This window comes from Streptomyces sp. SID3343, from assembly GCF_009865215.1.
Taxonomy (GTDB): domain Bacteria; phylum Actinomycetota; class Actinomycetes; order Streptomycetales; family Streptomycetaceae; genus Embleya.
Genome location: NZ_WWJX01000418.1, coordinates 21,700 through 28,480 on the forward strand (window position 1 = coordinate 21,700; position 6,781 = coordinate 28,480).

Consider the following 6,781-nt stretch of genomic DNA (forward strand, 5'->3'; position numbering starts at 1 on the left):
CGAGGATGCGGTGTGATGGTCAGGGCCGGCGCCGAGCGCAGGGGACCGGGCTCGTGACCGAGGAGCGCGGCTCCCCCGGGACGGCCCGGCCGGGAGGACGCACCGCCAAAACCCGGGCGGCGGTGCTCGCCGCCACCTTCGAGGCGCTCGGCGAACGCGGCTACGCCGAGTTGACGATGGACCGGATCGCCGGCCGCTCCGGCGTGCACGCCGCGACGATCTACCGACGTTGGGGGACCGTCGAATCGATCGTCGCCGACCTGTTCCTCGACCGGAGCACCAGGATTCCGGTGCCCGACACGGGTTCCCTGGCGGGTGACCTGCGGGCGCTGGCTCGCGGCATCGCGGCTTTCTACGCCGACCGGGGCCATCGCGCGTTGATCGAGGGGGCCGTGGTCGCCGCCGCCCGCCGACCCGATCTCGCCGCGGTGCTGGGCGAGTTCTTCGAGGAGCGTCGCCGCGAGACGGCGCGGATCGTGCATCGTGCCGTCGAACGCGGGGAGTCGGCGGCCGACACGGACGCCGACGAGGTGATGGGCGCCCTCGGTGCGCCCTTCTACTACCGGTTGTTGATCGCCCGACGTCCGATCGACGCGGCGTTCGCCGACTCGGTCGCCGCGGCCACCCACGCCGCGACTCTCGCGGGCGCGTACGTGCTCGCCGCCCCCGCGGCCTCCGACGCCTCCACCGACGACGAACCGGAACCGTCGTAGCGGCCCGCGCCTTTCGACGGTGCGGTATCCGCTCGGCCGGCGAGGGTGTCGGGCAGGTGCGCAGGATGGTTGGCCGAGCGTTGATCCTGCGTGGATGCGCAGGTCAACGGCCTTTTGACGGAAGGCACTTCAAAGAGACGTGGTTCAGACCATTGACCACTTTGGTCTAGTCCTCCTAGCGTTAGGAGTGCGCACCCCCGGCGACGAAGGCGGCCGGACACGGTCGTCGCATTCGACGCGGTCTCCCGGAACCGCGTGGCTCCACGTTCCGCCTCGGCACCGACGTCCCTGTCGATGTGAAGGCCACGCTCCGAGCGAGCGGGTCGACCCGAGTCCGGGTCGGAACGGCTTGCGGTGTCGTGACGAGGCGACGTTTCCGGTCGACGTCCCCGCCCACGGCACCAGTCCCCGCATGCACTTCGCCCACGAGGAGAGCACCATGCGCAAGAGGACCATCCTGGCAACACTGACCGCCCCCGCACTGGCCGTACCCCTGCTGATGGCCGCACCGGCCGGAGCCCACGGTTGGGTGACCGGCCCGCCCAGCCGGTCCGCGCTGTGCGCCAACGGCACGGTCACCAACTGCGGCCCCATCCAGTGGGAACCGCAGAGCGTCGAGGGCCCGAAGGGCTTCCCCGGGGGAGGCCCGGCCGACGGTCGGCTCTGTGCCGGCGGCAACAGCACCTGGGCGCCGTTGGACAACCCGCGCAACGGGGCGTGGCCCTCGACGCCGGTCACGTCCGGCGGCAGCCTCACCTTCAACTGGAAGATCACGGCGCGGCACGCGACCACGTACTTCCGGTACTACGTCACCAAGTCGAGCTGGAACCCCACCCAGCCGATCACTCGTGCCTCGCTGGAGAGCACTCCGTTCCTGACCGTCCCCTACAACAGCAGGCAGCCCGAGACGTACACGTCGCACACCGCCACCCTGCCGTCCGGTCGCAGCGGAAAAGCGGTGATCTTCGCGGCGTGGGACGTCGCGGACACGGGCAACGCGTTCTACTCGTGCTCGGACGTGACCTTCTGACCGAGCGGCACTCGACACGACGGCCACGACAGGCGGCGCGCACCGGACTCCGGTGCGCGCCGCCTGCGTTGTCCGGTCACCGCGGCGGCGGCCCGAACTCGGCGGTGAATTCGGACCGTGGCCCGTAGCTGACGGAGCGTCAGATGTGCGTGTGGCACGTGTTCATGATCAACGTCGCCTTGTCGATTCCGTCGATTGTCAAATCTGACGCATCGTCATATCGTCACGCCGGTCGGGCGGAAAGATCGACTCCGGTGGTGGTCCGGGTGTCGGTCGGGCGCGGGCGCACGCAGACACGAAACGCACCGAACGCACGGGATTACACGGACATCAGGGGTGAGATACGTGGGTCAGGAGCTGCCCGAATCGGCCGTACCGGCCGGCCGGATCCGAGCCGCGGGAGTCGAGCGCCGGTTCGGGCGAGGTGCGTCGCACATACACGCGCTCGGTCCACTGGACCTGGACATCGAGGCGGGTGAGTTCTGCTGCATCGTCGGTCCCTCGGGGTGCGGCAAGTCGACGTTCCTGCGCATCGTGGCCGGTCTGGTCAAGCCCAGCGCCGGCCGGGTCGAGGTGACGGCGGCCACGAGGAACCCCGCCGCGATGGTGTTCCAGAACTACGGGATCAGCCCGTGGAAGACCGTGCTCGCCAACGTCCGGTTCGGCCTGGACCTGCGCCGCGTGCCGCGCAAGGAGGCCGACGCGCGCGCCCACGAGTGGCTGGTCCGACTCGGCCTCGCCGACTTCGCCGATCGCTACCCCGCGGCCCTGTCCGGCGGCATGCAGCAGCGCGTGTCGATCGCCCGCGCGCTGGCCGTCGAGCCGGAAATCCTGCTCATGGACGAGCCGTTCGCGGCCCTGGACGCCCAGTTGCGGACCATCCTTCAGGACGAACTCCTGGAGATCTGTCAGGCGGACAAGCGCACCGTCCTGTTCGTCACGCACAGCCTCGAGGAGGCGCTGGTCCTGGGCGACCGCGTGCTGGTGATGTCGGCGCGCCCCGGCCGGCTGATCGCCGAACGGGTACCGCCGTTCGCCCGGCCGCGCACCGGAGAGGTGCGCAGGTCACCGGAGTTCGCCGCGATGCAGGCCGAACTGTGGGAACTGCTGCGCGGCGAGGTCGAGCAGGCGTCGGCCCAGGAGCAGGAACAGGACCACCGGCAAGGCCACAAGCAGGAGCAGGAGAAGAAGAAAGAGGAGGTCGCGTCGTGACGGTCGGCGTCAAGGAGAACCCGCCGGTTCGAGTACTGGTTCGCGAACCGGGCGCCGCCGAGCGCGACCCCGGCAGGGCGCGGCTGCGTCGGCGGCTGCTGGAGGTCGGCTTGGCGGTCGCCGTCCCGGTGGTCCTGCTGCTGTGGTGGCAACTCGCCGCGAAACAGGGCTGGATCGACGACCGGCTCTACCCCGCGCCGTCGACCATCGTCCAGGACGGCTGGCACGACGCCGGTGACGGCAAGCTGTGGCCGGACGTGTGGGCCACTTTGGCCCGGGTGCTGCCCGGCTACGCGATCGGCGCGTTCGGCGGTTTCGCGGTCGGCCTGCTGATGGGCACCAACGCGCTGATCCGGGCCGCGCTCGAACCGGCTCTGGACGCCCTGTACGTGGTCCCCAAGCTCGCGCTCCTGCCGATCTTCATGACCATGTTCGGTCTCGGCGAGTCCCCGCACATCGCGCTCGTCGCGGTGACCGTGTTCTTCTTCGTGTGGATCGCCACGATGGCCGCGGTCATCGCCGTGCCCGACGGCTACCGCGAGGCCGGTGCCGTCTTCGGCGCCGGACCCTGGCAGATGTTTCGGCACGTACTGCTGCCCGCTTCGTTGCCGCAGGTCATGGTGGGCCTGCGCATCTCGGCGGGGGTCGCGGTCCTGGTCATCATCGCGTCCGAGGGGATCGCCTCGCCGGACAACAAGGGCCTGGGCTACGTGATCTTCAACTCGCGTCAACTCTTCGACAACCGCGCGATGTTCGTCGGGATCATCGTCGTCGCGATCGTCGGCGTGCTGTTCTCCGAACTGATCCGCTTCGTCGGGCGCCTGTGCACCCCGTGGGCGCCCCGCGACCGGGGCCCCGGACAGTCCTGACGGCGCGGTCCCGACACTCTCCCGACGGCCCCGACACGCCGCCGACCGTCCCGACACTCTCCCCACGGCCCAGGCGCTCCCGACGGCCCCGGGACTCTCCCGACGGTCGCGACGCGGCGTCGTCCACCGGGCCGGGGGTTCCGTTGCCCCGGGCCCCGGCGTTTTGCGCACCAACTCCCGAAAGGCACACCATGGCGAGACGCGGATTCCTCACGGCCGGAGCCCTGTTGGCATGCAGCACGCTGCTCGCCGCGTGCGGCAGCTCCTCCGACTCCGGATCGCGCTCGGACACGTCCACGTCGCAACAACCCAAGCGCCCCATCACGGCGGTGGCCGGCTGCGAGCAGGCGTGGACCGATCCGGCCGACCTGTCGCCCACCCGCAAGCCCGCGCGCTGCGCGCCCGGCGCGCCCGCCGCGAAGCCGCTCGCGCAAAAGACGAAACTCACCGTGACGGCCGGTTCGTTGTCGGCCGAATACCTGGGCCCGATCCGCACCGCGATCGCCAAGGGCGAGTTCGCGAAGGAGGGCCTGGACGTCGACCTGAAGCAGATGCCCGCCACCGACGCGATCACCCTGCTCGCCAAGGGCCAGGTGGACGTGCTCTATTCGGCGCCCGAGGCCGGCATGGTCAACGCGGTCAAACAGGGCTTCGACATCAAGTGGGTCGCGGGCAACTACACCGTGGCGCCCGCGTCCAAGACCGGCCTGTGGGCACGGGTCAAGGACGGCAGGACAGGTGACGCGGTCGACCTCAAGAACGCGCGGTTCGGCACGCTGGTGGGCAAGACGTCGGTGATCATGTACCCGATCGAGAACGTGCTCGCCCAGCACAAGACCAAGCCCACCGACGTCTCCTTCCAGCAACTCGACGGCGCGGGCGTGCCGGAGGCGCTCAAGAACGGCGGCATCGACGCGGCCTGGCTGCTCGACCCGATCTGGAAGGACTTCGAGGGCAAGCCCGAATACACCTTCCTGGGCGGCCAGCCGCTCGGTGAACCGCTCGGCGGCATGCTGTACGGGCAAAACCTCCTGGAGAAGAACCGGGACGCGGGTGTGGCCTTCCTGCGCGCGCTGATCCGCACCGTGAACACGTACTTCGCGGGCGACTACAAGCAGGACCCGGCCTTCGTCCAGGAACTCGCCGGCACGCTCGGCAGCAAGCCGGAGCTGCTCAAGTCGGTCCCCGCGCAGATCGTCGACTGGGAGATCCGAGGCGGTACGACCGACCGGGTGCAGAAGATGTACATCGAGGGCAAGGTCGTCGAGGCGCCGGCGCTGCCCGAGGACAAGCTCGTCGACCGTTCGTTCTACGCGGAGGCCGTGGGCCATCCGACTTCGTGAGCGTGCGGAGAACCACGACCGGGGGGACACCGCGAAGCCGGCATCGCGGTGTCCCCCGGTTCGACGTGAGGGGCTCGACATCTTGTTGCGGAGCACGGGTTGTGGCATACATGTCTAGACCAATTGCTCTCGACGAGGAGAGGTACCGTGCCGCGCCGGACCACCGGGATCGCCGTGTCGGGGTTGGTTGTTGCGCTCCTGGTGGGAGGGTGTTCGGCGAGCGAGAAGGACAAGAAGCCGCCCGCGGTGCCCGGCGAGGTGAGCGCGCTCGCGTCGACGTCGGTGTCCGTGCACGTGATGTGGCGCGCGGATTCCGACGTCGCGACCTTCGAGGTCTACGAGGGGGCGCGCAAGGTCCGCGACGTGAGCGAGGGCCGGCACATGGTGGACGTCACGGACCTCGCGCCCGGGACCGCCTACTCGTTCTCGGTCCGAGCCCGTGACAAGGCCGGAAACCTCTCGGAGGCCAGTGCCGCGGTGCCGGTGACCACGTTGTCCGCGGTCAAGGGCGAGCGGGTGCCGCCGAGCGTGCCCGCCAACCTGCGCGGGCAGGGCGAGGGGCCGACCACCGCGACCCTGACCTGGGACGCGGCGACCGACGACGTCGGGGTGACCGCGTACGACGTGCACCAGGGCGGAATCCGCGTGCACAGCGTCGCGGGGGACAAGACCACCGCCGTGCTGACCGGGCTGCGGCCGGGAACCGACTACAGCTTCACCGTCACCGCCCGCGACGCCGCCGACAACTCGTCGGCGGAGAGCAACGCCGTGACGATGGTGACCGCGCAGGGAGTGAAGGACGCCCGGAGCACGGCGCCGATCGACCTGCGGACCGTGACGCGCAAGGCGAGCGACGGTACCTACGTCGACCTGACCTGGACACCCCCCGACGTGGGCCGGCCGGTGGGCTCCTACGAGGTCCATCTGGACGGCAACTTCCTCACCACGGTGATGTGGGGCGTGGACCCGCCGGTCGGGCAGGCGCAGTACAGCCTCCCGCTCGGTGACACGCCCGCGACCGGACATCGACTCAAGATCCGGGGCAAACTGCCCGACGGCACGTGGGGGGACTTCTCCGCCGAGGTGGTCCTCGCGCCGCCCGCGCCGTGATCGGTCGGCGTCTGTCGCCGCACGAGCGTTCGTTTCGCCGCTTCCCGGGCAGACGACACCCGCCTGCTCCGCGTACCGAGAACGCGGCAGGCCGCGCCACGTCCGATCGGGGCCTCGTTCGGCCGTCCGGGTGGGCGGGCCGCGTGCGGTCTCGGGACGTCGGATCGGGTGTGGGACGGCAGGAGGCAACGATGTTCTCGTTCGCACACGACGGCACGGCGGGACCGGCGCTGCGGCGCCGACTCGGCGGCAGGCAGCGCAAATCCTGCACACTGCACCTGCGTTCGGTCGGCATCGGACTGGCGCCGGGAGCGGTGGCCGCGTCCCCGATGCTGATGTCCCTCGTCCTCGCCGACCTCGAATGGTGCATCCGTGAGGAGCGGCTGCGCGCGGCCTGCCCGCCGTGGTGGCGCCCGCTGAGGCGACTGCGCGGTCGCGCCGGCCTGGACGCGGACCGCGACCGCCTGCGGGCCCTGGCCGCCACGGTGGTACGCGAGGTCTGCT

Annotated in this window: 7 protein-coding genes; all 7 read left to right on the plus strand. The window is 70.4% G+C overall.

The window, feature by feature from the left end:
* The first annotated feature begins 53 nt into the window (after window positions 1–53).
* Complete coding sequence (locus tag GT354_RS13605) at window positions 54–713, plus strand: TetR/AcrR family transcriptional regulator (protein ID WP_346012012.1); 660 nt, start codon at window positions 54–56, stop codon at window positions 711–713.
* Between the two features lie 499 nt (window positions 714–1,212).
* A complete protein-coding gene (locus GT354_RS13610; RefSeq protein ID WP_237534769.1) occupies window positions 1,213–1,743 on the plus strand; it encodes a lytic polysaccharide monooxygenase auxiliary activity family 9 protein in 531 nt (176 codons plus the stop codon).
* A 345-nt stretch (window positions 1,744–2,088) separates the two neighbouring features.
* Window positions 2,089–2,955, plus strand: coding sequence for an ABC transporter ATP-binding protein (locus GT354_RS13615; RefSeq protein WP_161356559.1), 867 nt, complete (start codon window positions 2,089–2,091; stop codon window positions 2,953–2,955).
* On the plus strand, window positions 2,952–3,824 hold the full coding sequence (locus GT354_RS13620; protein ID WP_161356560.1) for an ABC transporter permease: 873 nt from the start codon (window positions 2,952–2,954) through the stop codon (window positions 3,822–3,824). Before GT354_RS13615 ends, GT354_RS13620 begins: the two co-directional genes overlap by 4 nt.
* Before the next feature lie 191 nt (window positions 3,825–4,015).
* Complete coding sequence (locus GT354_RS13625; RefSeq protein WP_161356561.1) at window positions 4,016–5,167, plus strand: ABC transporter substrate-binding protein; 1,152 nt, start codon at window positions 4,016–4,018, stop codon at window positions 5,165–5,167.
* Window positions 5,168–5,314: 147 nt separating this feature from the next.
* Complete coding sequence (locus GT354_RS13630) at window positions 5,315–6,277, plus strand: fibronectin type III domain-containing protein (RefSeq protein WP_346012013.1); 963 nt, start codon at window positions 5,315–5,317, stop codon at window positions 6,275–6,277.
* A 191-nt stretch (window positions 6,278–6,468) separates the two neighbouring features.
* On the plus strand, window positions 6,469–6,781 hold a 313-nt coding region (locus GT354_RS13635), incomplete at its 3' end, for a hypothetical protein (protein ID WP_161356562.1).